The sequence below is a fragment of the Citrobacter sp. RHBSTW-01044 genome (assembly GCF_013781945.1).
Classification (GTDB): Bacteria; Pseudomonadota; Gammaproteobacteria; order Enterobacterales; family Enterobacteriaceae; genus Citrobacter; species Citrobacter braakii.
Genome location: NZ_CP056180.1, coordinates 4,014,306 through 4,038,905, shown reverse-complemented (window position 1 = coordinate 4,038,905; position 24,600 = coordinate 4,014,306). Strand labels below are relative to the sequence as shown.

The window sequence follows — 24,600 nt, the reverse complement described above, 5'->3', positions numbered from 1 at the left end:
TAAGGAGATTCTGCATGTTGTTAGACGAGGGCTGGCTGGCAGAGGCGCGACGCGTTCCCTCTCCTCATTACGATTGCCGCCCGGATGACGAAAACCCTTCTCTGCTGGTGGTGCATAATATCAGCCTGCCGCCCGGCGAGTTTGGCGGCCCGTGGATCGATGCGCTGTTTACGGGCACGATTGATCCCAATGCCCATCCTTATTTTGCCGGGATCGCCCATTTGCGCGTTTCGGCACATTGTTTAATTCGCCGTGACGGTGAAATTGTGCAGTATGTCCCTTTTGATAAACGCGCCTGGCATGCTGGCGTGTCGAACTATCAAGGCCGCGAACGCTGTAATGATTTCTCAATTGGTATTGAGCTGGAAGGGACGGATACGCTGGCCTATACCGATGCGCAGTATCAGCAACTGGCAGCCGTGACGAATGCCCTGATTACGCGTTATCCGGCTATTGCCAACAACATGACAGGACATTGCAATATTGCGCCCGAGCGTAAGACCGATCCCGGGCCCTCTTTTGACTGGGCAAGGTTTCGCGCCCTGGTCACCCCCTCGTCGCACAAGGAGATGACATGACGCTGTTTACAACATTACTGGTGTTGATTGTTGAACGCCTGTTTAAGCTGGGTGAGCACTGGCAGCTTGATCACCGGGTTGAAGCTTTTTTCCGCCGGGTGAAGCATTTTTCGATGATGCGTACGGTAGGCATGGCCCTTATTGCGATGGGGGTGACGTTCCTGCTGCTGCGCGCACTTCAAGGCCTGTTGTTTAACGTGCCTTTGCTGGTGGCGTGGATCTTAATTGGTTTGCTGTGCATCGGCGCTGGCAAGACGCGTCTTCATTATCATGCCTATCTGAACGCGGCTGCTCGCGATGACGCTCACGCCCGTGAAGCGATGGCCAGCGAGCTGACACTGATTCATGGGATTCCGCCTGAGTGTGATGAGCGTGAGTTCTTGCGCGAACTGCAGAACGCGCTGTTATGGAACAACTTTCGCTTTTATCTGGCGCCGTTATTCTGGCTGATTGTCGGTGGCCCGTGGGGACCGGTGACGCTGGTGGGTTATGCCTTTCTACGTGCCTGGCAGTCCTGGCTGGCGCGCTATCAGACGCCGCACCAGCGTTTACAATCAGGTATCGATGCGATCCTGCATGTGCTGGACTGGATCCCGGTGCGCCTGGCGGGTGTCGTCTATGCGCTGCTGGGGCACGGCGAGAAGGCGTTGCCTGCCTGGTTTGCGTCGCTGGCGGATCTGCATACTTCGCAATATCAGGTGCTTACTCGCCTTGCGCAGTTTTCTTTAGCGCGTGAACCACATACCGATAAAGTCGCAACGCCAAAAGCCGCGGTTTCGATGGCGAAGAAGACCTCGTTTGTGGTGGTGGTGGTCATTGCCGTGCTGACCATTTATGGAACATTAATTTAAGCCATTATTAGTGGATGGCGCTGCGCTTATCCGTCGAGGAAAAAAATTGGCCCGGTCGCTTTGTGCTTGCGGGCCAATCTTTCAAAGCGTATCAGCAGGTGGGATGCCAAAATCTGGCATCCCGTTTTCGTTCCAGCGTACCAGCTTCAGACGAGTGTGGCGGTTTGGGTCGTACAGCGGATCGCCCTCGATTTCAGTGTAATTTCTCGCGTGGTACACCAGCACATCTTCTCCTTCCGGCGTTTGCGTAAAGCTGTTGTGTCCCGGCCCGTATTGGCGGTTTTCATAGCTGGTGGTAAAGACCGGGCGCGGCGATTTGTGCCAGTTCTGCGGGTTGAGCGGATCGGCATTGAGATCAATCCACAATAACCCCATACAGTAGTTCTCATCGGTGGCGCTGGCGGAATAGCTGATAAACAGCTTGTCGCCGTGAACCATGACGGCCGGCCCTTCGTTGACCCAAAAACCCCGGCATTCCCAGTCATACTCTGGATGACTGAGCATTACCGGCTCGCCTTTAATCGTCCATGGATTTTCCAGTTCGGCGAGATAGATATTGGAGTTTCCGGCGATATCGGGGGATTTCTGCGCCCACAGATACCACTGTTTTCCCTGATGGTTAAAGGTGGTGGCATCGAGCGCGAAGGTATCAAACTGCGTTTTAATCTGCCCTTTCTCTGTCCATTGGCCGGTCAGCGGATCGGCGTCTGCACATTCGAGCGCAAACATACGGTGCTGGAACATCCCCAGCTTGTCGAGCGCCTGTGTGTGGGCGGCGGCAAAATAGATGTACCACTTGCCTGCCAGATGATGGATCTCAGGTGCCCAGATCAGCTGGCTCATGGGGCCGTTTTCTGGTCTGCGCCAGACGACAACCGGGATAGCGGTGCGTAACCCTTCCAGCGAGTCCGCCCGGCGGATCTCCAGACGATCGTATTCGGGCACTGAAGCAATGAAATAGTAGTGGCTACCGTCACGTAAAATAAACGGGTCGGCACGCTGTTCAATAAAGGGGTTTGGCCACTGATTCATTAGGCTTTCCTTACGTTTTCAGTCGTTTTTATATCGTGGTACTCATTCAGTTCACGGTAGTTGGCGCGGCGCTTTTCTAAATCTGTCTGGATTTGTTGCATAAACTCGCGGTCAACTTTCAGCAGACGAACTACGCCTGCGGTAATCAGGTAGCCTACACCCGGTATGATGGTAAACAGCAGCATAATACCGTTAATGGCGGAGTCGCTTTGCGCTTTCACCCCTGCGTCGTAGCCGTACCAGGAGAGCAGGAAACCAACCATCGCTCCGGCAATCGCCAGGCCCAGTTTCAGGAAGAACAGGTTGCCGGAGAAGCTGATTCCGGTGATACGTTTACCGGTTTTCCACTCGCCGTAGTCATCGACATCTGCCATCAGCGACCAGTGCAGTGGGGATGGGATCTGATGCAGAATGTTGAGCAGGAAGTAAAGCACCATAATCATCATGGTGGCTTTAGGATCGAAGAAGTAAAACGCGCCGGAGAAAATCGCCAGGATGATATTGGTCCAGAAGAAGACTTTCAGTTTGCACCAGCGATCGGTTAACACCTTCGCCAGCATGCTGCCGATCATCATGCCCACAACGCCAAGGCTGATAAACAGCGTTGCGAACTGCGTGCTTTGCTGCATAACCCAGGTTACGTAGTACATGGTGGCGGCCATGCGAATAAAGCCCGGACAGACGTTGCACAGGGTTAACAGCAGGATTTTTACCCACTGATCGTTCTTCCATACGTCTTTCAGGTCGGCTTTTAAATCGTCGTTAGTCGGGACGGCAGGACGTACGCGCTCACGGACGGTTGCAAAGCAAAACAGGAACATACACATGCCGATGAAGGCCAGCACTGCCATCGCCATCTGATAGCCTTTAGCTTTATCTTCCCCGCCAAACCAGTCCGCCATTGGCAGCAAGGTGAGGGAGAGCAGCAGGGTTGCAATTCCTACCAACACAAAGCGATATGACTGGCAGGCGACACGTTCCTTTGGATCGTTAGTGATGACGCTGCCGAGCGAGCAGTAAGGGATGTTGATCGCCGTATAGGTGATAGAGAGCAGGAAGTAGGTGACGAACGCATAGATTACTTTGCTGTTATATGTCCACTCAGGGGTGGTAAACATGAGTACGCTAAATAATGCGTATGGGAAAGCCATCCACAAAAGCCATGGACGAAATCGACCATATTTGCTGCGGGTGCGGTCGGCCATCGCGCCCATAATAGGGTCGGTAACGGCATCTATAACGCGTACTGAGAGCAGTAACACGCCGACCAGGGCCGGTGCCAGGCCAAAAATATCGGTGTAAAAATAGTTAACAAACAACATGATGGCGCCAAAGATGATGTTGCATCCGGCGTCGCCCATTCCATAGCCGATCTTTTCTTTCACCGTGAGCTTACTGGTTTCCATCAACTGCACTCCATTAATAAGATATGGAGATAATTATTGTCTGGCAGAGGTGTTTTTGCGTTGCAGGATAACGCCAGTGATATGGACGAAACAGTCGTGAGTGGGAAAGTGTGAGGCAGGTAACAACCCCCACCTGATGCAGGTGGGGGAGGGAGAATTAATGTGCTTTAGCTACTTTGGCGGTTTTCTGTTTGCACAAATAGCCGATGCCAAGAATGGCAATCCATACCGGGATTAAGTACACCGAAATCGCCATGCCCGGCGTCATCAGCATAATCACCAGCACTGCAGCCATGAAAATCAGACATACCCAGTTACCAAGCGGATAGAGCAACGCCGGGAAACGGGTGGTAACGCCTTGCTGCTGTTTGGCTTTGCGGAACTTCATGTGCGCCAGGCTAATCATTGCCCAGTTGATCACCAGTGCGGAAACCACTAGCGCCATCAGCAGGCCAAAGGCGGATTCCGGTGCCAGATAGTTGATCAGCACACACAGAGCCGTAACCAGCGCGGAGACCAGAATGGTGTTCACCGGTACGCCGCGTTTGTCGACGTTCATCAGCGCTTTTGGCGCGTTGCCCTGCTGTGCCAGACCGAACAGCATACGGCTGTTGCAGTATACGCAGCTGTTATACACAGAAAGGGCAGCGGTCAGCACTACGATGTTCAGTGCATTGGCAACAAAGGTGTCGCCCAGCTCGTGGAAAATAAGGACAAACGGGCTGGTATCAGCCGTGACGCGCGTCCACGGCATCAGGGAAAGCAGAACAGCCAGCGAACCTACATAGAAAATCAGGATACGGTAGATAACCTGGTTGGTTGCTTTGGGAATGCTTTGCTCCGGGTTATCGGCTTCTGCTGCGGTGATCCCGACCAGCTCCAGCCCACCAAAAGAGAACATAATAATAGCCATCATCATCACCAGACCGGTGAAGCCGTGCGGCAGGAAGCCCCCCTGGCTCCACAGGTTACTGACGCTGGCCTGCGGGCCGCCGTTGCCGCTAAACAGCAACCAGCCGCCGAACAGAATCATCGCAACCACGGCAATGACTTTGATAATGGCGAACCAGAACTCCATTTCCCCAAACACTTTCACGTTGGTCAGGTTGATGGCGTTGATCAGCACGAAGAAGGCTGCAGCAGAAACCCAGGTGGGGATCTCCGGATACCAGAACTGGATGTATTTACCTACGGCAGTCAGTTCAGCCATGGCAACCAGGACGTACAGTACCCAATAGTTCCAGCCAGAAGAGAAGCCCGCAAAACCGCCCCAGTATTTATAAGCAAAGTGGCTAAAGGAGCCTGCAACCGGCTCTTCAACCACCATTTCACCTAACTGACGCATAATCAAAAAGGCGATAAAGCCGGCAATTGCGTAACCCAGAATAATACCCGGTCCTGCAGACTGGATAACGGATGCGCTACCGAGGAATAACCCGGTACCAATCGCGCCACCCAGCGCGATTAGCTGTATATGGCGGTTCTTAAGACCGCGCTTGAGCTGATCGCCATGCTGTTGACTTTCCATCATTAAACCTCGTGTGTGGTTTTACTCTTCATATTTCGAGTACTTATTTTTTGAACTACGCAGCAATGCGTGTGTAAGTTTGCAATTCCGTTTGTTGTATTTATTTGTTTACAGATGCTTTATATAAAATGTTGCCTCAGTGCTTTTGTCTTGATCAGAATAATGATATGCGAGCGCGAATGCACCTGCTTTATGCGGGCAAGATGACGAGTTGAATAAAAAGAAACCATTTGTAAATGCGAGTTTATCTACCACAAAATTTCCATTTTGAATTTTTATTCACTAATTGTGGCTAATGTGTCGATAAATAATCAGGTGAATCGGTTCAGATGAGATATTTTTTCGTTTCAATTCCGTTAAAACTACCCCGTGGTGGGTAAATTTAACATTTGTGCATAGTTACATGTTTGAAACGTTATTTCTGTAATGTTGTTAAAATATGCCCCCTTTACTGATTTCAATCAAAACCTGTATGGACAGAAGGTGAATACTTTGTTACTTTAGCGTCAAGAACATGAAATTGGTAAGACCAATTGACTCCGGGCAAATGGCTTAAGACAGGAAATCATGGCCTACAGCAAAATCCGCCAACCAAAACTCTCCGATGTGATTGAGCAGCAGCTGGAGTTTTTAATTCTTGAGGGGACACTTCGCCCCGGAGAAAAACTCCCACCGGAACGCGAGCTGGCAAAACAGTTCGACGTCTCCCGCCCCTCCTTACGCGAGGCGATCCAACGCCTTGAAGCGAAGGGGTTACTGCTTCGTCGTCAGGGCGGTGGCACTTTTGTTCAGAGCAGCCTGTGGCAGAGCTTTAGCGACCCACTGGTAGAGCTGCTCTCCGACCATCCTGAATCCCAGTTTGACCTGCTTGAGACGCGCCATGCGCTGGAAGGTATTGCAGCCTATTACGCTGCACTGCGCAGCACGGATGAAGACAAAACGCGTATCCGTGAACTCCACCATGCGATCGAGCTTGCTCAACAGTCCGGCGATCTTGACGGCGAATCTGACGCGGTACTCCAGTATCAAATTGCTGTCACCGAAGCGGCACATAATGTGGTGCTGCTCCATTTGCTAAGGTGTATGGAGCCGATGCTGGCCCAGAACGTTCGGCAAAACTTCGAATTGCTGTATGCGCGTCGCGAGATGCTGCCGCTGGTGAGCAGTCACCGTACCCGCATCTTTGAAGCAATTATCGCCGGGAAGCCTGAAGAAGCGCGTGAAGCGTCTCACCGTCACCTGGCGTTTATCGAAGAGATTCTGCTGGACAGGAGCCGTGAGGAAAGCCGTCGTGAACGCGCCTTACGCCGTCTGGAGCAACGAAAGAATTAGTGATTTTTCTGGCAGAACGTTAACCAGAAGATGTTGTAAATCAAGCGCTATCGAAAGGCGCGGCAACTAAACGCAGAACCTGTCTTATTACGCTCTCTGGTGAGAACGTAATGGGACAGGTTCCAGATAACTCAACGTATTAGATAGATAAGGAATACCCCCATGTCAGAACGTTTCCCAAATGACGTGGATCCGATCGAAACTCGCGACTGGCTACAGGCGATCGAATCGGTCATCCGTGAAGAAGGTGTTGAGCGTGCTCAGTATCTGATCGACCAACTGCTTTCAGAAGCTCGCAAAGGCGGCGTGAAAGTAGCGGCAGGTGCTGGGGCCAGCAATTATGTAAACACTATTGCCGTTGAAGATGAACCGGAATACCCGGGCAATCTGGAGCTGGAGCGTCGTATTCGTTCTGCTATCCGCTGGAACGCCATCATGACCGTACTGCGCGCGTCTAAAAAGGACCTCGAGCTGGGTGGCCACATGGCATCCTTCCAGTCCTCCGCAACGGTGTATGATGTTTGCTTCAACCACTTCTTCCGTGCACGCAACGAACAGGATGGCGGCGATCTGGTTTACTTCCAGGGCCACATCTCTCCGGGCATCTACGCTCGCGCATTCCTGGAAGGTCGTCTGACTGAAGAGCAGATGAACAACTTCCGTCAGGAAGTACATGGCAACGGCCTGTCTTCCTACCCGCACCCGAAACTGATGCCGGAATTCTGGCAGTTCCCGACCGTATCTATGGGTCTGGGCCCAATCGGTGCAATCTACCAGGCTAAATTCCTGAAATATCTGGAACACCGTGGCCTGAAAGATACCTCTAAACAAACCGTTTACGCTTTCCTGGGCGACGGCGAAATGGATGAGCCAGAATCTAAGGGTGCAATCACCATCGCGACCCGTGAGAAACTGGACAACCTGGTCTTTGTTATCAACTGTAACCTGCAGCGTCTTGACGGTCCGGTCACCGGTAACGGCAAGATTGTTAACGAACTGGAAGGCATCTTCGCGGGCGCTGGCTGGAACGTTATCAAAGTCATGTGGGGCGGTCGTTGGGATGAGCTGCTGCGTAAAGATACCAGCGGTAAACTGATCCAACTGATGAACGAAACCGTTGACGGCGACTACCAGACCTTTAAATCCAAAGATGGCGCATACGTACGTGAGCACTTCTTCGGTAAATACCCGGAAACCGCAGCCCTGGTTGCTGACTGGACTGACGAGCAGATTTGGGCTCTGAACCGTGGTGGTCACGATCCGAAGAAAGTCTACGCTGCACTGAAGAAAGCGCAGGAAACCAAAGGCAAAGCAACTGTAATCCTGGCCCATACCATCAAAGGTTACGGCATGGGTGACACCGCCGAAGGTAAAAACATCGCTCACCAGGTTAAGAAAATGAACATGGACGGCGTGCGTTATATCCGCGACCGTTTCAACGTTCCTGTGACCGATGAGCAGGTTGAAAACCTGTCTTACATCACCTTCCCGGAAGGTTCTGAAGAGCACACTTATCTGCACGCTCAGCGTCAGAAACTGCACGGCTATCTGCCTGCTCGTCAGCCGAACTTCACCGAGAAGCTGGAACTGCCTGCTCTGGAAGACTTCGGTGCGCTGCTGGAAGAGCAGAACAAAGAAATCTCCACCACTATCGCTTTCGTTCGTGCCCTGAACGTGATGCTGAAGAACAAGTCGATCAAAGATCGTCTGGTTCCGATCATCGCTGATGAAGCGCGTACTTTCGGTATGGAAGGTCTGTTCCGTCAGATCGGTATCTACAGCCCGAACGGTCAGCAGTACACCCCGCAGGACCGTGAGCAGGTTGCTTACTATAAAGAAGACGAGAAAGGTCAGATCCTGCAGGAAGGCATCAACGAACTGGGTGCTGGCGCATCCTGGCTGGCTGCTGCGACCTCTTACAGCACCAACGATCTGCCGATGATTCCGTTCTACATCTACTACTCCATGTTCGGGTTCCAGCGTATCGGTGACCTGTGCTGGCAGGCAGGCGACCAACAGGCTCGCGGCTTCCTGGTAGGGGGAACTTCTGGTCGTACGACGCTGAACGGCGAAGGTCTGCAGCACGAAGATGGTCACAGCCATATTCAGTCTCTGACTATCCCGAACTGTATCTCTTACGATCCGTCTTACGCGTACGAAGTTGCGGTCATCATGCACGATGGTCTGGAGCGTATGTACGGTGAGAAACAAGAGAACGTTTACTACTACATCACCACGCTGAACGAAAACTACCACATGCCGGCAATGCCAGCAGGTGCCGAGGAAGGTATCCGTAAAGGTATCTACAAACTCGAAACCCTCGAAGGTAAGAAAGGTAAAGTTCAGCTGCTGGGCTCCGGTTCTATCCTGCGTCACGTGCGTGAAGCAGCACAGATCCTGGCGAACGACTATGGTGTAGGTTCTGACGTTTACAGCGTAACCTCCTTCACTGAACTGGCGCGCGATGGCCAGGATTGTGAACGCTGGAACATGCTGCACCCGATGGAAACTCCGCGCGTTCCGTACATCGCTCAGGTGATGAACGACGCTCCGGCAGTGGCATCTACTGACTATATGAAACTGTTTGCCGAACAGGTTCGTACTTATGTACCGGCTGATGATTATCGCGTACTGGGTACTGACGGCTTCGGTCGCTCTGACAGCCGTGAAAACCTGCGTCACCACTTTGAAGTTGATGCTTCTTATGTGGTTGTAGCGGCCCTGGGCGAACTGGCTAAACGTGGCGAAATCGATAAGAAAGTGGTTGCTGACGCAATCATCAAATTCAACATCGATGCAGATAAAGTTAACCCGCGTCTGGCGTAAGAGGTAAAAGAATAATGGCTATCGAAATCAATGTACCGGACATCGGGGCTGATGAAGTTGAAATCACCGAGATCCTGGTCAAAGTGGGCGACAAAGTTGAAGCTGAACAGTCGCTGATCACCGTAGAAGGCGACAAAGCCTCTATGGAAGTTCCGTCTCCTCAGGCAGGTATCGTTAAAGAGATCAAAGTCTCTGTTGGCGACAAAACTGAGACCGGCAAACTGATCATGATTTTCGATTCCGCCGATGGTGCAGCAGCCGCTGCACCTGCTCCGGCAGAAGAGAAGAAAGAAGCAGCTCCGGCAGCAGCACCTGCTGCAGCAGCGGCGAAAGAAGTACACGTACCGGACATCGGCGGTGACGAAGTCGAAGTTACCGAGGTTATGGTTAAAGTGGGCGACACCGTTGCGGCTGAACAGTCTCTGATCACCGTTGAAGGCGATAAAGCGTCGATGGAAGTTCCGGCGCCGTTCGCGGGCACCGTTAAAGAGATCAAAATCAACACGGGCGACAAAGTGTCTACCGGTTCTCTGATTATGGTCTTCGAAGTTGCAGGCGCAGCGCCTGCTGCAGCACCGGCTCAGGCGGCAGCTCCAGCAGCAGCGGCGGCTCCGGCAGCTTCTGGCTCGAAAGAGGTTAACGTTCCGGATATCGGCGGTGACGAAGTTGAAGTCACTGAAGTGATGGTTAAAGTGGGCGATAAAATTGCCGCTGAGCAGTCACTGATTACCGTTGAAGGCGATAAAGCATCGATGGAAGTTCCGGCACCGTTCGCGGGCACCGTGAAGGAAATCAAAATCAGCACCGGTGACAAAGTCAAAACCGGTTCTCTGATTATGATCTTCGAAGTTGAAGGCGCAGCACCTGCTGCCGCTCCAGCTGCCGCGGCTGCTCCAGCCTCTGCAGCTGCACCGGCTCAGGCTGCTAAACCAGCCGCAGCTCCGGCCGCGAAAGCGGAAGGAAAATCTGAGTTCGCTGAGAACGACGCTTACGTTCATGCAACGCCGCTGATTCGTCGCCTGGCGCGCGAGTTCGGTGTAAACCTGGCGAAAGTGAAAGGTTCTGGCCGTAAAGGTCGTATCCTGCGTGAAGACGTTCAGGCTTACGTTAAAGACGCTATCAAGCGTGCTGAAGCTGCTCCGGCAGCAGCAGGCGGCGGTATTCCGGGCATGCTGCCTTGGCCGAAAGTGGACTTCAGCAAGTTTGGTGAAATCGAAGAAGTGGAACTGGGCCGTATCCAGAAAATCTCTGGTGCTAACCTGAGCCGTAACTGGGTGATGATCCCGCACGTTACTCACTTCGACAAGACCGATATCACCGATCTGGAAGCGTTCCGTAAACAGCAGAACGCCGAAGCTGAAAAACGTAAACTGGATGTGAAATTCACGCCAGTGGTCTTCATCATGAAAGCCGTTGCCGCCGCTCTGGAACAGATGCCGCGCTTCAACAGCTCTCTGTCTGAAGACGGTCAGCGTCTGACCCTGAAAAAATATATCAACATCGGTGTCGCGGTGGATACGCCGAATGGTCTGGTTGTTCCGGTCTTCAAAGACGTGAACAAGAAGAGCATTACCGAGCTGTCTCGTGAACTGACCACCATCTCCAAGAAAGCGCGTGATGGCAAGCTGACCGCTGGCGAAATGCAGGGCGGTTGCTTCACCATCTCCAGCATCGGTGGCCTGGGTACGACCCACTTCGCGCCGATTGTGAACGCGCCGGAAGTGGCTATCCTCGGTGTCTCCAAGTCCTCTATGGAGCCAGTGTGGAACGGTAAAGAGTTTATGCCGCGTCTGATGATGCCGATTTCGCTCTCCTTCGACCACCGCGTAATCGACGGTGCTGATGGTGCGCGCTTTATCACCATCATCAACAACATGCTGTCTGACATTCGCCGCCTGGTGATGTAAGCGAAAAAGCCGGCCCGACGGCCGGCTTTTTTCTGGTAATCTCATGAAGTCAGTGAGGTTATTGTGCGAAAGACAAATCGGTTGCCGTTTGTTGTTTCAAAATTGTTAACAATTTTGTAAAATACGGGCGGATAGAACGACCCGGTGGACGACGGGTATAAATTAAGAGGTCATGATGAGCACTGAAATCAAAACTCAGGTCGTGGTACTTGGGGCAGGCCCTGCAGGTTACTCTGCTGCCTTCCGTTGCGCAGATTTAGGTCTGGAGACCGTCATCGTAGAACGTTACAGCACCCTCGGTGGTGTTTGTCTGAACGTCGGCTGTATCCCTTCTAAAGCGCTGCTGCACGTAGCAAAAGTTATCGAAGAAGCCAAAGCGCTGGCTGAACACGGTATCGTTTTTGGCGAGCCGAAAACCGATATCGACAAGATTCGTACCTGGAAAGAAAAAGTTATCACTCAACTGACCGGCGGTCTGGCGGGTATGGCCAAAGGCCGTAAAGTGAAAGTGGTGAACGGTCTGGGTAAATTTACCGGGGCAAACACCCTGGAAGTTGAAGGTGAAAACGGCAAAACCGTGATCAACTTTGACAACGCGATCATCGCGGCGGGTTCCCGTCCGATCGAACTGCCATTCATTCCGCATGAAGATCCGCGCGTGTGGGATTCCACCGATGCACTGGAACTGAAAACTGTTCCTAAGCGCCTGCTGGTAATGGGCGGCGGTATCATCGGTCTGGAAATGGGTACCGTTTACCATGCGCTGGGTTCAGAGATCGACGTGGTTGAAATGTTCGACCAGGTTATCCCGGCTGCCGATAAAGACGTGGTTAAAGTCTTTACCAAACGCATCAGCAAGAAATTCAACCTGATGCTGGAAACCAAAGTAACTGCCGTTGAAGCGAAAGAAGACGGTATCTACGTTTCCATGGAAGGCAAAAAAGCGCCTGCTGAAGCTCAGCGTTACGATGCAGTGCTGGTGGCTATCGGTCGTGTACCGAACGGCAAAAACCTCGACGCGGGCAAAGCTGGCGTGGAAGTTGATGACCGTGGCTTCATCCGCGTTGACAAACAGTTGCGTACCAACGTGCCGCACATCTTTGCTATCGGCGATATCGTCGGTCAGCCGATGCTGGCGCACAAAGGTGTTCACGAAGGTCACGTTGCCGCTGAAGTTATCGCCGGTAAGAAACACTACTTCGATCCGAAAGTTATCCCATCCATCGCATACACTGAACCAGAAGTTGCATGGGTTGGCCTGACTGAGAAAGAAGCGAAAGAGAAAGGCATCAGCTTTGAGACCGCCACCTTCCCGTGGGCTGCTTCTGGTCGTGCTATCGCTTCCGACTGCGCAGACGGTATGACTAAACTGATTTTCGACAAAGAATCTCACCGTGTTATCGGTGGTGCGATTGTCGGTACCAACGGCGGCGAGCTGCTGGGTGAAATCGGTCTGGCGATCGAAATGGGTTGTGATGCTGAAGACATCGCGCTGACCATCCACGCGCACCCGACTCTGCACGAGTCTGTGGGCCTGGCGGCAGAAGTGTTCGAAGGTAGCATCACCGACCTGCCAAACCCGAAAGCGAAGAAAAAGTAATCTTCCCGCTTTTGTGAAAACGCCTCTTCGGAGGCGTTTTTTTTGCCTGAAAGCTACCAGTTTTGGTAACGTTGCCGCACTGCGCCAGGGCACGTCCGGTATCAAGCTGCAAACCAGCAGCGCGCAGGGCGATCGCGCAAAATACCAGACCCGCGTCGTGTCTAATGCCAACAAAGTGAACCTTAAGTTCGAAGAAGCGAAACCGGTTCTGGAAGCGCAGCTGGCGAAATCCGTCGCTAACATCCTGTAATCTCTCGTGAGTTGGCCGGAAGGGCTTCGCTTCCCCGGTCAACTCACTATTTGACTGACATTCAGGGCGCTACGGGCTGCCAGTTTTTATCCAGATGATATGCGGTTAACGCCTCGGCTTTCTGCTGTGCATCAGCGCCGAGATCGGCCTGGTAGACTTTATCATCACCGTTAATCATAAAACTCATAACACCAGTGTGATCGTAGCTGACGGGCCAGGCAACCATCGCAAAGCCGCTGGTTTTATCGGGAAGGATACGGAAACGATAGCCGTGATAGCCCGTGCCAGGCTCCTGCGGACTAAAGGCCGGGCCAAGCGGGCTTGGCGCTTCGCCGGGCGAAACAGGCCAGTACAGACCATCTTTTTTCCCTTCAGAACTGACAATCTTTTGCGCGTATTTTTGGTTCATCGCAAAGTAGCTTTGCTGAGCATCAACATAGGCGTGTAATGCTTCAATAGCGGCAAGTTCGTTGCGCCCAATCTCACGGGTCAGGATCTCTTCGGCCGCTTCCTTGATATCAAATTGCCAGCCGGAAGCGGTTTTAACAACCGGGATCGGCAGTTGCCAGTCGCTGTCCCCGACCACCAGGTGCGCGCTATTGCCGTCGATGACAGTATTATGGCGGACCTTCCAGTCGCGCAGGAAGCGATCAACCGCATCAGGATCGACGCCTTCCGGTGGCAGAAACTCGCGCCAGTTTTCCCCGAGCAGGTTGTTCATCGCGCTTTCATTCTGCTCGCTTATCGCGGTTGCCAGGGCATCGGTCGCCTGGTCTGGTGTGCTGAAGGATTGCTGTGCCATCGCGGTGGTCGAAACCATGAATAACACCATTCCACTGAGTAGTTTATTTTTCATGTCGCTTCCCTTAACGATGACGGAATTCACGGTGTTCAGCACGGTCGCCGGATAGCTGGCGAGATGGCTGGTTGCGGGCGACCTGCCTGCTTTGAGCCCCTCGCTGCTGCTGCGCCTGCCAACTGGCGGAGCGACTGTCGTTGCCGCTCAGCGCATTGGCCCGCGGCTGGCTGGTACGCTGTTGAAGATTGCGCTGCTGCACGTTGCGTTGCTGCGCTGGTTGCGTGACCCGTTTCTCTTGTCGCTGAGTGGCGGCCTGGCGATGTTCATGTTGCTGAGCGTTTGCCCGTTTTGCCGTTTGCGGTTTGCTATCGTAACCACGGTAATTATTACGCTGGGAAATTTGCTTTAGCTGTTGGCTGGATGCCTGACGCTGGGCGTCTTTCGTTCCCGTACGCGCCGTCTGGGGGAAGGTTTTCCCCGTTGATTTTTCCATCTGACTCAACGCTGCCTGACGCTGGCTATCACGGTTGACCGGTCTTTGCTGGGTTGAGCTTAGGCCCGTAGCCGTGTTAGTGGAGTGGAAACGGTTATTGAGCTGGCTATTAGGGTACGGCACCCCTTCGCGATAGGTCGGGTTGTGCTGCCAGGTACGGTTGGCATCCGTCAGACGCTGTCCACTGATTTTATTGAAGTTATCAACGTTGATATTGATGTTGTTATCACCGTTGCGGTTATAGCCGCCATGGTTATCCCAGTCATCGTTATGATGGTGATCCCAGTCATCGTCGTCATCCCAGTCGATATTGCTGAAAATGGCATAAGTTGTGGCGACGCCGAGGCTGAAGCCTAAACCGTTAACGAAGCTGTTGCCAAACTGCTCGCCGGGCGTTGGCGGTAGATAGGTTGGCGGATAGGCGGTGTTCGGCCAGGTACCGTAAACCGTATTTGGGTTATAGGTGGGAACGTAAACTACCTGCGGGTCGGCGGATTCAATTTTGATTACCGTTGGGCTTGCTGAGGCGGCGGTCGTGGCTGTTGTGGTCGTTGACTCGCTGGTGACGGTTTTAGCCGGTGCAGCTTTGACCACGGTAGTAACGGTCTGCTGCGGTGTAGATTGCAACGCTCCGGTCTGTTGCGCCAGCGCACGCAGGCGTTGAACGGAATCCATAACCTCTTTCGGCTGCGCAAGGAATGCATCGCCCAGGCTCTGTACCCACGGCGGATTTTCACCCATCAGCGACATCAGCTGTGGAAACGCCACCAGCGATTTCACGCTGGGATCCCAGGGTTGGCTGGCAACGGCCTGAATGGCGGCATCACCCTGCATTTTTGGATTGTCTTTTGACCACTGCGCGGCCTGGATGACGTTGGCCGGGTAGGTTGAGGCCATCAAAATTTGCGACAGCAGTGAATCCGGATAGAGCGCGATAGGCGCAACCCACTGATCGATTTGTGCCGATGTGTACGTAGGGGCTGCGGTGGGCGCTGGTTGGTCGGCCGGGGCAGGGGCCGCTACGGGAGCTGGAGCCGGTGCGGACGGTTGCTGTGCGACGGGGGCTGGAGCTACTGGCTCCGTTGCGCGACTTTTAACGAACATCACGCCAGAGGCGGCAAACAGCCCGGCACTGCACAGAAGGACAAGCAGATGTGGCTTAAAGGGCAACTTCATAAAATGACTCCAACGAGACAAGCGCTGTGCCGTGAGGCGTTCTGTTGCCGCGAGTATTATTCACCCGTGTTAGATAGTTTTGACTTTTATTGGGGATTCACCCAGCAGGTCCGGAAAAAGAGTGTGAAGATTTATTACACAATTATATCTGATGGCTGAAAAATCGCTGGAATATTCAGCATGTCGCGCTTGAAAATCCACCGTTTCACATCGTTTTTAGGGAGCCTAAATTACGCCCCGCCTTGTCGCTACACCATTCTTAACGATTCAGCCAATTTTTTATGTTGCTTTTTTGTAAACGGATTAACACTTAATGAAAATCCTGTTATTGTGCCTTACGCGGTACCGGGCATTTACCCTACTAACTACTGTCTCACAGGAGCGTGAAGAGAATCGCCCATCTACAAAAGCGCCGCATTATGACAATGAGAGCGAGGAGATATCGTCGTGCTAGAAGAATACCGTAAGCACGTAGCTGAGCGTGCTGCCCAGGGGATTGTGCCAAAACCGTTAGACGCAACCCAAATGGCCGCACTTGTCGAGCTGCTGAAGACCCCGCCTGTGGGCGAAGAAGAATTCCTGTTAGACCTGTTGATCAACCGCGTTCCTCCTGGCGTAGATGAAGCCGCTTATGTTAAAGCGGGTTTTCTCGCTGCCGTCGCGAAAGGCGACACCACCTCCCCGCTGGTGACTCCAGAAAAAGCCATTGAACTGCTGGGCACCATGCAGGGTGGTTACAACATTCATCCGCTGATCGACGCGCTTGACGACGCAAAACTGGCGCCGATCGCCGCCAAAGCGCTCTCTTCAACGCTGCTGATGTTCGATAACTTCTACGATGTAGAAGAAAAAGCCAAAGCGGGCAACGAATATGCGAAGCAGGTAATGCAGTCCTGGGCCGATGCCGAATGGTTCCTGAACCGTCCTGCTCTGGCTGAAAAAATCACCGTTACCGTGTTTAAAGTGACGGGTGAAACCAACACCGATGACCTCTCTCCGGCACCGGACGCATGGTCTCGCCCGGATATCCCTCTGCACGCGCTGGCGATGCTGAAAAACGCCCGTGAAGGTATTGAACCGGACCAGCCGGGCGCGGTAGGCCCGATCAAACAGATTGAAGAACTGCAGAAAAAAGGCTACCCGCTGGCTTATGTGGGTGACGTTGTTGGTACCGGCTCTTCGCGTAAATCTGCAACCAACTCCGTACTGTGGTTCATGGGCGATGATATCCCTCATGTACCGAACAAGCGCGGCGGCGGTCTGTGTCTCGGCGGCAAAATTGCACCGATCTTCTTCAATACCATGGAAGATGCGGGCGCACTGCCAATCGAAGTGGACGTTTCGAACATGAACATGGGCGACGTGATTGACGTTTACCCGTTCAAAGGAGAAGTGCGTAACCACGAAACCGGCGAATTGCTGGCAAGCTTTGAGCTGAAAACTGATGTGCTGATCGACGAAGTGCGCGCTGGTGGCCGTATTCCGCTGATCATCGGTCGTGGCCTGACCACCAAAGCGCGCGAAGCGCTGGGACTGCCGCACAGCGACGTATTCCGTCAGGCGAAAGACGTGGCGGAAAGCAGCCGCGGCTTCTCTCTGGCGCAGAAAATGGTGGGCCGCGCCTGCGGTGTGAAAGGTATCCGTCCGGGCGCGTACTGCGAACCGAAGATGACCTCCGTGGGTTCTCAGGATACCACCGGCCCGATGACCCGTGATGAACTGAAAGACCTGGCGTGCCTGGGCTTCTCTGCTGACCTGGTGATGCAGTCCTTCTGTCACACTGCCGCGTATCCGAAGCCGGTTGACGTGACCACGCACCACACTCTGCCGGACTTCATCATGAACCGTGGCGGCGTGTCGCTGCGTCCGGGCGATGGCGTAATCCACTCCTGGCTGAACCGCATGCTGTTGCCGGATACCGTCGGCACCGGCGGTGACTCCCATACTCGTTTCCCGATTGGCATCTCCTTCCCGGCGGGTTCTGGCCTGGTGGCGTTTGCTGCTGCGACCGGCGTGATGCCGCTGGATATGCCGGAATCCGTTCTGGTGCGTTTCAAAGGCAAAATGCAGCCGGGGATTACCCTGCGCGATCTGGTACACGCCATTCCGCTGTACGCGATCAAACAGGGTCTGCTAACCGTTGAGAAGAAAGGTAAGAAAAACATCTTCTCTGGCCGCATCCTCGAAATCGAAGGTCTGCCGGATCTGAAAGTGGAGCAGGCGTTCGAACTGACCGATGCCTCCGCTGAACGTTCCGCTGCTGGTTGTACCATCAAACTGAACAAAGAGCCGATCGTTGAGTATCTGAACTCTAACATCGTTCTGCTGAAGTGGATGATCGCTGAAGGTTACGGCGATCGCCGTACGCTGGAGCGCCGTGTGCAGGGGATGGAAAAATGGCTGGCGGATCCGCAATTGCTGGAAGCCGACTCTGACGCAGAATACGCGGCAGTGATCGACATCGATCTGGCGGATATCAAAGAGCCAATCCTGTGTGCACCGAACGATCCGGACGACGCGCGTCTGCTGTCTGACGTGCAGGGCGAGAAGATCGATGAAGTCTTCATTGGCTCCTGCATGACTAACATCGGCCACTTCCGTGCAGCGGGTAAACTGCTGGATGCACACAAAGGCCAGTTGCCGACGCGTCTGTGGGTGGCTCCGCCAACCCGTATGGATGCGGCGCAGCTGACCGAAGAAGGCTACTACAGCGTGTTTGGTAAGAGCGGTGCGCGTATTGAGATCCCAGGCTGTTCGCTGTGCATGGGTAACCAGGCGCGTGTGGCTGACGGCGCAACGGTGGTTTCGACCTCTACCCGTAACTTCCCGAACCGTTTAGGTACCGGGGCGAACGTCTACCTGGCTTCTGCGGAGCTGGCGGCGGTTGCGGCGCTGATTGGCAAACTGCCGACGGCGGAAGAGTATCAGACCTATGTGGCGCAGGTTGATAAGACGGCGGTGGATACTTACCGTTATCTGAACTTCGACCAGCTGTCTCAGTATACTGAGAAAGCCGATGGTGTGATTTTCCAGACCGCGGTGTAATACGCTAACGCGATTTGTGTAAAAACGCATCAATGCCCGGAGAAGTCTGCTTCTCCGGGCATTTTTATTTCTATTCCTTATACCCGCTACGCTTTTTTTCTGCCGCGCTGCTGCGATAATTACAGCAAGGTGCAATGCGGTATTGGCGCATTGCCGGGAGCAGAGGAAGATATTATGGATTACGAATTTCTGCGCGATATTACCGGAGTGGTAAAAGTGCGTATGTCCATGGGCCACGAGGTGGTGGGGCACTGGTTTAACGAAGAAGTGAAAGAGAACCTGGCCTTACTTGATGAAGTGGAACAGGCGGCGCATGCGGTGAAGGGCAGTGAGCGCTCCTGGCAGCGAGCAGGGCATGAATACACGCTCTGGCTGGATGGTGAAGAGGTGATGGTGCGCGCCAATCAGCTGGAATTCTCCGGAGATGAAATGGAAGAGGGGATGAGCTACTACGACGAAGAGAGCTTTTCACTTTGCGGCGTAGAGGACTTTCTTCAGGTCGTGGCGGCGTACCGCGAGTTTGTACAACAACGCTAATCAACGCGGAGCCACTCGGCTCCGCATTACTATCGGGTGAGCGCTGTGCGCACCCGATAGCCGAGCACTTTTTCGCAGGCCCGTTATCGGGTGTATTCACTGGTAAAAGTAAGGTGAAATAACCTTGCGGTCATCTTTTGGTTCAGAAAAACGCAGGCACCTGACGACTGGAGTATAGGCTGGCAGCGCGACTGTTCGGCCTGGGGATACACGCAGGTGATAGTGGCGAGTTGCGCGAGAGGGACGGTCATCGCTCCTTGTTCGCTGTCCATACGCCATACCGCGAGCCACGCCTCATGCTCGTTACGCAGGCCAAAGGCCAACCACGGTGAGGATAATGTGGGCATACCCAACGGCCAGAAAGGCTGTAGATGCGGAATTTTCTCGCGAAACGTTTTATACAGCGCAATCCCTTCCTGAACCAGCGCAAAACGTTCTTCACTCAACTCCGCCAGATGACCACTCTGATGCACCCGCAGCAGCATGCTGTTAACCATATTCATCACCACTTCTTCCCGATCCCCCTCGCGCAGTGGATAAGACCAGATAGCAGCTTGCTCAGGAGTGACCGCTGACGCTGCGGCGGCAGCGATAGCCGCCATGAGCCGATAGTCGGTTTGATCGGTAACGGATTGAATACTGTGCTGTTGCAGCATCGCGTAATCCATCCGTAAACCACCGCTGCCGCAGTTCTCGATCACCAGTTGTGGGTAGCGTTGCATTGTTTTCTGCAGCCAGGTTAGATAGGCACGGTTATGCTGCAACAGGCCGTCGCCGCTGCTGTCGGCCTGGTAGTCAGTACCGCTGCCTGCATTGATGTTGTAATCCATTTTGATATAGCTAACACCGTAATCCTCGACCAGGCGCGTGATGATCCGTTCGGCATGTTCTTGTACCAATGGGTGGCGGAAATCGAGCTGATAGCGCTGGTGGTCGATAACCCGTTTGCCATGACGCTGGAAAAAACACTCATCGGGCAGCTTTTGCGCCAGCGGACAAGCTATGCCCATGACCTCAAGCTCTAACCACAGACCTGATTTCATCCCTTTGGCGGCAATATACTCAAGCGGTTCGTGGATCCCGCCAGGGAAACGCGCGGATGAAGGCAGCCATTCACCGACGCCATCCCACCATTCACCGTCCGAGTACCAACCGCAATCAATACAGAAATATTCGCAGCCAGCCTTTGCGGCTGCATCAATCAACGGCAGCAACTTTTCAGTCGTAGGGTCACCTGAGAGGCAGTTCATATAATCATTGAAGATCACTGGTAGCTGCACATTATCCTGTGAAGGGCGCATTATTCGTCGACGATAGCGCGTTATCTCTTGTAGCGCCTCTTGCAGCCCGCCGTGTACCTGGCTTACGGCAACAGGCACGGAGGTAAAGGTTTCACCGGGTAGTAGTTGTTTCCACCAGTGATTTTCGTTTTCCGTTGGCCCGCTAGCCTGCAAATAGAGACGATTACGGAAATCACCGATCTCCCATTGCCATGAACCGTTATGCTCAATTTGCCAGAGTAGCGTTGTTCCTGCCGCCGTGTCTTCAAATGCCGCCATAGGAAGATAGCCGATACTGGACCAGGTTCCTGTGTTTTCGATAGCGATACGATTAAGGGAGAAGACATTCACCTTATCCAGCCCAAGCTCTGGTGGTGTGGCGCTTTTCCACTGTGCTTCGCCGTACCAGTTATTATGCGGTAGATGCAGGACGCTATTTTTTTGCCAGGGCAGGCTGTCGATGGCGAACAACGTCAGCGAACTGACATACTCCAGGCCGATAGTATCGGCGCTGGCGTTACGGATATCACACCAGACGCGGCCCGCCTGTAGCCCACGAAAATGCTGTAGATGCCAGCGGGCGTGAACCGCTGGGCTATGTAGATCTATCTCCAGTTTTTTCCCCTGCGCATTTTCGCTTTCCCGATGGGCGTGATAGCGCAGAGAGGAGCCTGGTTCGCTACCGGTATGCTTACGGGCGTGGTGATCGTTTTGATTATGGCCACTGACATGCACCTGAATAAGAGGGAATGCACCCTGTACATCACTCTTTCCGACAAGTAAAAACTGGCTGATATAAATTTGTTGTTCTTCATTTAACTCGAAGGAAATATGAAAGTTATCTTCTTTAAAGTCTATAAAGCTCATCTTGTCGCACCCTTGTATTATTGTCCGATATTTCGCAGTTTTTTTCCTGCCATCAGGTTTTGCTCAATGCGCTCCAGTGAAATATTTTTTGTTTCAGGCACAAAAAGATAGATGATCACGAGGGCGACAATATTCAGTAGCGCATATAAATAAAATGTATGGGCGCTACCTAAACTATTTAGCAATGATAGGAAGGTTGCACTGACAATCATCCCGGCGATGTGACAGGTAAAAGTGGAGCAGGTGATACCAAATTCTCGGCCTTTCAGCGGTTGAATCTCAGAGCACAATAACCAGATAAGCGGCCCGGCAGACATGGAGAAGCCGACGATAAACAGCAACAGCATGGTAACCGTGATACCTTTCTCCAGCGCTGATAACGCATCACCACCCAGCAACGTCCCTACGATGCTCATAGCGAAACCCATCGTGATAAAACCAGCGTACAGCATTGGTTTTCGTCCCCAGCGATCGACGAAGCCGACGGCAATAAAGGTGGCGAGCGTCATCACGAAGCCCACAATAACCGTGCCCCACATCTGCTCGGCTGTTGAAGTGAAGCCAATTTCATGGAATATACGCGGCGCGTAATACATCATCACATTTACGCCAGAGAACTGCTGCATGATTTGCAAAATAATTCCCAGGCTAACACTGCGACGAAAATTCCTGTTTTCTTTGAATAAATTCCAGCCTTGTTGCTTAACGTTGAGCTGTTCTTTAATTTCGCTAAGCTCATTCTCCACCTCTTCACGGCTATTACGCAGGCGGATTAACACTATCCGAGCCTCCTCTTCACGGCCATGCATCATGAGCCAGCGCGGGCTGCGCGGCAGGAATAGCGCCCCGAACAGAAAGACCAGTGAAGGGATGGCGACAACCAGCAGCATACCGCGCCAGTTGCCGCTGTAGCTAAAGGCGGTATTGGTCAGAAAAACCAGCAAGATGCCTAGCGCAATCATCAATTGATAGGCTGATATCATTGCACCGCGAATGTTTTTTGGCGTTATTTCAGAAAGATAGAGTGGTGTCGCATAAGATGCGACACCCAGACCGACGCCGAGGATCAGCCGTCCGACGATGAGCATCCCTGGGCCAACTGCGCAGGTACAAATAATCGCTCCTAAGCAAAAGGAGGCCGCGGCGATTAATAAAGCGTATTTACGGCCCAGGCGATAGGCCAGAAAACCGCTACACAGAGTTGCGACGGCGGCGCCGACCATCATTGAACTGACCACCCACTCCTGCTGGCTATCCAGCAGTTGATACTCTTTAGCGATCAGCGGGAGTGCGCCGGAAATGACGCCGATATCCAGGCCAAATAACAGCCCTGCGAGCGCAGCCAACAGGCAAATCCAGATGACTTGGGGGCGCGTTTTATGTTTTTTGGCCGCAGTTGGAAGCGTACTATCTAATGTCATGATATAAGTACCTTTGTTTGTATGATTATTTTCAGGGCTTTTTGTTTTAATACTTAATCGATTTCGTATTGTTTTATGCTAGATCTGAAAAATAATGATTTCAATGGTTGTAACTGCATAATTGTGATCGTTGCTACACAATAAAGTCGTGTCGAAATGTTTTTTATTGTCACGTAAAAACTAATCAGTTAAATTGGCAGGAATATCCTTGTTCAGAGCTGTTTAGTCCATAATAAATATGAATATAAAAGAGCTGGCGGCGTATCTTAATCTTTCGACAGCGACGGTTTCGAAAGCGCTAAATAATAAAAGTGATATCAGTAACCACACCCGTAAAAAGGTACTGGAAGCGGCGGATAAACTGGGTTACCGGCCAAATGCATCAGCCCGCTATTTGCGTAGTGGTAAAACAGGGGTCGTGGCTCTGCTGCTGCCTGCAGCGGATGATGGCAATATCCATACCGCCTCGTTCTTTATGGCTATCGCCAGGGGGCTACAGGCTAGTTTAAAAGAGAGTGCCATCGATCCGGTCATCCATATTTCTACCGATCGCGAAAGTGAGCTACAACTGCTGCATAAAATTGTTGAGCAGAACCGTGCTGACGCGATTATCCTGACAGACACTCGTATTGATGATGAACGGATCCTTCTGCTTGATGAACTAAAGTTTCCCTTTGTGACGATGGGGCAAAGCCGCTCGCTGGGCGGGAACTTCAATTGGGTCGATTTTCATCATGAGGAGATGGGGAAACAATGCGTGCGTGCGGCACTGCGTCTCGGAGCGCAACGTATTGCCATTGCGACGCTTGGCCCGGACAGTATGCATGGCCGTCAGTTCTTGACCGGCTGTTTGCAGGCGTTGGCGGTGCAAGGGATTCATTACCATGACGGGTTGGTTTTCTTTGGCAGCGTAGCTGAATCTTCCGGTGAAGAGGCCGCGCGGCAATTTCTACAGCAGCCAGAGCGGCCTGATTTCATTATTTTCATCAACGACTTTTTACTGATGGGGGCGAGTCACTATCTGGCCTCGTTACCCGAGTGCGGACTCAATGAAAAAAACATGCTGTGCGCCACGGCAAGCAGTGATTTTTCTGTGCGAGTGGTGTCGTCGAGTTGTCTATTTACCGTCGATCACGAAGAGGTTGGGCGGCAACTGGGGTTGGCGATATTGAGAGTCACTAAAGGGGAAAACCAGGCAAAATCAGTGTTGCTGACGTTGCCGGTAAAAGAGTAAGCGAAGCTTGCTGGTTCCGCAGCGCGGCTATTTAACGTAAGCCAACAGGCTCAGGGAGTCACGTGCCAGCGCTTTACATTTCTTGGCCGTTGGGATGCCTATACCGCTGAGGTCGCGGTAGCTGTCTTCACCCAACGCTTTCATATTGAAGGTGTCGTAATTACTCAGGTCCCACTGGTTTTGCTGGGCAAAAAAGACCAGTGCGCGACGAATCTGCCCATTTGGCAAATTCTGGTATCCACAGTCATTTTTCAGAAAAACAAAAACTGCCGTTAAATCGGCCATATCTTCGGCTTCGGACTCACTAAGCGCGTAGCTGTTTGCGCATACGGCCATCAGGCTGCCGAACAAAACGGTTCTGAAAAACGTCTTCATTGCTTCTACCACTGCATCACGGAATTTAAACGTTAGCACACTGCGAGCGAAGCGACGACCTTT

General features: G+C 52.7%; 17 protein-coding genes and 1 pseudogene. 10 read left to right on the top strand and 8 right to left on the bottom strand.

Annotation, left to right across the window (positions count from 1 at the left end; translation table 11 throughout):
- Nucleotides 1–14: 14 nt before the first annotated feature.
- Together ampD and ampE are read left to right on the top strand one after the other, a co-directional pair.
- A complete protein-coding gene (gene ampD / locus HV352_RS19415; protein ID WP_016151712.1) occupies nt 15–578 on the top strand; it encodes a 1,6-anhydro-N-acetylmuramyl-L-alanine amidase AmpD in 564 nt (187 codons plus the stop codon).
- Entirely contained in the window at nt 575–1,429 is an 855-nt protein-coding gene (gene ampE / locus HV352_RS19410) for a beta-lactamase regulator AmpE (protein ID WP_016155697.1), read from the top strand. Before ampD ends, ampE begins: the two co-directional genes overlap by 4 nt.
- A gap of 81 nt (nt 1,430–1,510) precedes the next feature.
- Here the strand turns inward: ampE and HV352_RS19405 are convergent, their stop codons facing one another.
- From HV352_RS19405 to aroP, 3 genes are all read right to left on the bottom strand, one after another.
- A complete protein-coding gene (locus tag HV352_RS19405) occupies nt 1,511–2,461 on the bottom strand; it encodes a family 43 glycosylhydrolase (RefSeq protein ID WP_181634998.1) in 951 nt (316 codons plus the stop codon).
- On the bottom strand, nt 2,461–3,867 hold the full coding sequence (locus tag HV352_RS19400; protein WP_181634997.1) for an MFS transporter: 1,407 nt from the start codon (nt 3,865–3,867) through the stop codon (nt 2,461–2,463). The genes HV352_RS19405 and HV352_RS19400 overlap by 1 nt, the downstream gene beginning before the upstream one ends.
- Nucleotides 3,868–4,024: 157 nt before the next feature.
- Nucleotides 4,025–5,398: an aromatic amino acid transporter AroP gene (aroP, locus tag HV352_RS19395; protein ID WP_087121850.1), complete on the bottom strand. Its 1,374-nt coding sequence runs from the start codon at nt 5,396–5,398 to the stop codon at nt 4,025–4,027.
- Nucleotides 5,399–5,962: 564 nt separating this feature from the next.
- Here aroP and pdhR point away from each other — a divergent pair.
- From pdhR to traT, 5 genes and pseudogenes are all read left to right on the top strand, one after another.
- Nucleotides 5,963–6,727, top strand: coding sequence for a pyruvate dehydrogenase complex transcriptional repressor PdhR (gene pdhR, locus HV352_RS19390; protein WP_003018699.1), 765 nt, complete (start codon nt 5,963–5,965; stop codon nt 6,725–6,727).
- Between the two features lie 162 nt (nt 6,728–6,889).
- Complete coding sequence (aceE, locus tag HV352_RS19385; protein ID WP_181634996.1) at nt 6,890–9,553, top strand: pyruvate dehydrogenase (acetyl-transferring), homodimeric type; 2,664 nt, start codon at nt 6,890–6,892, stop codon at nt 9,551–9,553.
- Nucleotides 9,554–9,567: 14 nt separating this feature from the next.
- Nucleotides 9,568–11,460, top strand: coding sequence for a pyruvate dehydrogenase complex dihydrolipoyllysine-residue acetyltransferase (gene aceF / locus HV352_RS19380; RefSeq protein ID WP_016151718.1), 1,893 nt, complete (start codon nt 9,568–9,570; stop codon nt 11,458–11,460).
- A gap of 175 nt (nt 11,461–11,635) precedes the next feature.
- The gene (lpdA, locus tag HV352_RS19375; protein ID WP_016155701.1) at nt 11,636–13,060 is read left to right on the top strand and encodes a dihydrolipoyl dehydrogenase; all 1,425 of its coding nucleotides are present in this window, start codon (nt 11,636–11,638) and stop codon (nt 13,058–13,060) included.
- Between the two features lie 67 nt (nt 13,061–13,127).
- Nucleotides 13,128–13,310, top strand: a pseudogene (traT, locus tag HV352_RS19370) (complement resistance protein TraT); the annotation flags it as partial.
- 61 nt (nt 13,311–13,371) lie between these two features.
- On the opposite strand, the gene HV352_RS19365 reads toward traT, so the two are convergent.
- Both HV352_RS19365 and HV352_RS19360 read right to left on the bottom strand, forming a co-directional pair.
- A complete protein-coding gene (locus tag HV352_RS19365; RefSeq protein WP_047499851.1) occupies nt 13,372–14,166 on the bottom strand; it encodes a DUF2950 family protein in 795 nt (264 codons plus the stop codon).
- 10 nt (nt 14,167–14,176) lie between these two features.
- A complete protein-coding gene (locus tag HV352_RS19360) occupies nt 14,177–15,778 on the bottom strand; it encodes a DUF3300 domain-containing protein (protein WP_181634995.1) in 1,602 nt (533 codons plus the stop codon).
- A 447-nt stretch (nt 15,779–16,225) separates the two neighbouring features.
- On the opposite strand from HV352_RS19360, the gene acnB reads away from it, so the two are divergent.
- Together acnB and yacL are read left to right on the top strand one after the other, a co-directional pair.
- Nucleotides 16,226–18,823 (top strand): bifunctional aconitate hydratase 2/2-methylisocitrate dehydratase, encoded by a 2,598-nt coding sequence (gene acnB, locus HV352_RS19355; RefSeq protein WP_181634994.1) that lies wholly within the window; start codon nt 16,226–16,228, stop codon nt 18,821–18,823.
- Between the two features lie 174 nt (nt 18,824–18,997).
- Nucleotides 18,998–19,360, top strand: a complete 363-nt coding sequence (yacL, locus tag HV352_RS19350) for a protein YacL (RefSeq protein ID WP_075847966.1) — start codon at nt 18,998–19,000, stop codon at nt 19,358–19,360.
- 83 nt (nt 19,361–19,443) lie between these two features.
- Here the strand turns inward: yacL and HV352_RS19345 are convergent, their stop codons facing one another.
- A complete protein-coding gene (locus HV352_RS19345; protein WP_213351341.1) occupies nt 19,444–21,507 on the bottom strand; it encodes a glycoside hydrolase family 36 protein in 2,064 nt (687 codons plus the stop codon).
- Nucleotides 21,508–21,524: 17 nt separating this feature from the next.
- The gene (locus HV352_RS19340; RefSeq protein WP_075847970.1) at nt 21,525–22,928 is read right to left on the bottom strand and encodes a sugar porter family MFS transporter; all 1,404 of its coding nucleotides are present in this window, start codon (nt 22,926–22,928) and stop codon (nt 21,525–21,527) included.
- Nucleotides 22,929–23,166: 238 nt separating this feature from the next.
- Between HV352_RS19340 and HV352_RS19335 the strand changes: the two genes are divergently transcribed.
- Nucleotides 23,167–24,162: a LacI family DNA-binding transcriptional regulator gene (locus tag HV352_RS19335; RefSeq protein ID WP_103766822.1), complete on the top strand. Its 996-nt coding sequence runs from the start codon at nt 23,167–23,169 to the stop codon at nt 24,160–24,162.
- A gap of 27 nt (nt 24,163–24,189) precedes the next feature.
- Here the strand turns inward: HV352_RS19335 and HV352_RS19330 are convergent, their stop codons facing one another.
- Nucleotides 24,190–24,537 (bottom strand): YacC family pilotin-like protein, encoded by a 348-nt coding sequence (locus tag HV352_RS19330; RefSeq protein WP_003018667.1) that lies wholly within the window; start codon nt 24,535–24,537, stop codon nt 24,190–24,192.
- Between the last annotated feature and the right edge of the window lie 63 nt (nt 24,538–24,600).